The 2,394-nt window shown below is 72.8% G+C and carries 2 protein-coding genes; one reads left to right on the forward strand and one right to left on the reverse strand.

The annotated features are described in order from the left end of the window. Nucleotides 1-1,235: alpha/beta hydrolase (locus ACWEPL_RS65130; RefSeq protein ID WP_452443057.1), on the reverse strand; the 1,235-nt coding region annotated here is incomplete at its 3' end. 125 nt (nt 1,236-1,360) lie between these two features. On the opposite strand from ACWEPL_RS65130, the gene ACWEPL_RS65135 reads away from it, so the two are divergent. Next, nucleotides 1,361-2,394: acetylxylan esterase (locus ACWEPL_RS65135; protein WP_452443059.1), on the forward strand; the 1,034-nt coding region annotated here is incomplete at its 3' end.

Raw genomic sequence — 2,394 nt, forward strand, 5'->3', positions numbered from 1 at the left:
CAGCTCGGGCCGCGGTAGCCGGGCGGCGGGCGCTCGCCCTCGTACGCCTCCACCGGGCGCCCGGACAGGAACGCCCGCAGGACCCCGAGGTACGGCTCGCTCGCATAGGCGTCCGTGGAGGCCTGGTCGTCGAGGTAGGCGAGCGTGGCCGACGGCAGCGCCCGCCGGTAGGCCATGGCCGACGTCCAGCCCTCCTCGTCACACCGGCTCTTGACGATCAGCACGGGGGACTTCGCCTCGGACAGGCTCAACGGGAGCGAGGAAGGCGCCGTCCGCCCGGTCAGGCCGACGTACCCCCCGGATCCGGTCGTGGCGGCGGCCGGGCACGGATGCGGCTCCCCCTGCCGGACGAGGCCGAGGTAGGCGTCCAGCTCCCGGTCACCCGCGAAGGCGTGCGCGGCCCGCGGGTCCACTTGCAGCAGCGTGGAGACGGCGAGCAGGCGCGGATCCGGCGAGCCGCCCGGCCCGAACATCGCCGCCAGCTCGACCTCGCCGTCCGGCTTCCGCTCCGGCGGCAGCCCGATGGGGGAGGCCAGGACGGCCTTCGCCACCCGGTCGGGGTGCGCGGCCAGGTAGGCGGTGGCGAGCTGCGCGCCGTAGTCGTGGGCGATGAGGTTCAGCCGGTCCGCGCCCACGGTCTGCCTGATGGCCTCCAGGTCCTCCACGTCGCGCGTCAGGCCGTACTCGCGCGGGTCCCGCAGCCGGGCCGAGCGCCCGGCCCCGAGCTGGTCGTAGACGTACACCTGGTAGCCGTCCGCCGTCAGCTTCCTGAAGAAGGCCGAGGAGGCCGCCAGGTCGGCCACGCCGGGCCCGCCGTGCAGGAACACCACGGGGTCGGGGCGCGTGACCCGCTTCGGCGCGAGCCGTACGTACGCCAGCTCCGAGCCCGTCGCCAGCCGCCACTCGCGCTGCCCGGCCACCGGCGCCGGGGGAGCGGAGGGCTGCGGCGGGCGCAGCGTGGCGACGCCGACCGGCCACACGACGGCCGCCTCCACCCCGAGGATCGCCAGCGCCCGCAACCAGCGCCCCCACACGGCCCTCGGCCTGGGCACGCACAGCAGCAGCCCCAGAAAGAACACCGACGCGAAGACCGCCAGCCCCGTCACCGTGAACGTGGTCGCCTCCGCGCCCACCATCGCCATCCCGGCCAAAGTGGCCAGCCCGAGGACCGGCGACAGGGCCAGCACCCCGGCGCCCGCCACCGCCCGTCCGGCCAGCCTGGCGAAAGAAGCCACATGGGGACGTTAGTGCACGCCACGGGTTTCGGTCAGGTGGATGGGATTCCGGACGCGGAGTGGGATAGCGCTTACCGGCGGGATGAGGTGAAATATCAGCGTCCCTCTACGAGGCTGGAGATTCCGTGCCACTGTTCGACCTGCCGCTTGAGCAACTCCGCAGCTACCTCCCCGAACGCGACGAGCCCGCGGACTTCGACGCGTTCTGGTCACGCACCCTGGCCGAGGCCAGGGAGTTCGACCTGAGCGCCGAGTACGTCCCGTACGACCTGCCCCTCGCCACCGTCGACGTGTTCGACGTGTCCTTCGCGGGCTGGGGCGGGCACCGGATCAACGGGTGGTTCCTGGTGCCGCGCGGCGTCGAGGGCCCGGTGCCGTGCGTGATGCACTACATCGGCTACAGCGGCGGTCGCGGGTTCGCCAAGGATCACCTGTTCTGGCCGTCGGCCGGGTACGCGGTGTTCGTGATGGAGACGCGCGGCCACGGCGGCGCGAACGCCGGCAGCCCCGGCGCGACCGGGGACCCGCACGGCAGCGCCTCGCCGCAGGCGCCGGGCATGATGACCCGGGGCATCCTCGACCCGGACGACTACTACTACCGGCGCGTCTTCACCGACGCCGTCAGGGCCGTGGACGCGGCCCTCGAGCACCCGGCGGTGGACGCGAGCCGGGTCGTCGTCTCGGGCGGCAGCCAGGGCGGCGGCATCGCGCAGGCCACGGCCGCGCTGCATCCAGCGGTCAAGGCGGCGCTGATCGACGTGCCGTTCCTGACCCACTTCCGGCGGGCGGTCGAGATCACCGGGAAGGACCCGTACCAGGAGCTGGTGCGTTTCCTCTCCACCCGCAGGGACACCGCCGACCAGGTCTTCCGCACGCTGTCGTACTTCGACGGGCTCAACTTCGCCGCCCGCGGCCAGGTGCCCGCGCTCTACTCGGTGGCGCTGATGGACGACGTCTGCCCGCCCTCGACCGTGTTCGCCGGATACAACCACTGGCAGGGCCCGAAGGAGATCTCCGTGTGGCCCTGGAACGGCCACGAGGGCGGCGGCGGCTTCCAGACGGAGGCACCCCTCCTCCGAGAGGCAGCCATGCAGTCACCGACCTACCTGCACGACCTTCTGGTCTCGACCATCTTCACCGAAGGGCTCGATGGCGAGAT

It is taken from the genome of Nonomuraea sp. NPDC004186, from assembly GCF_053603495.1.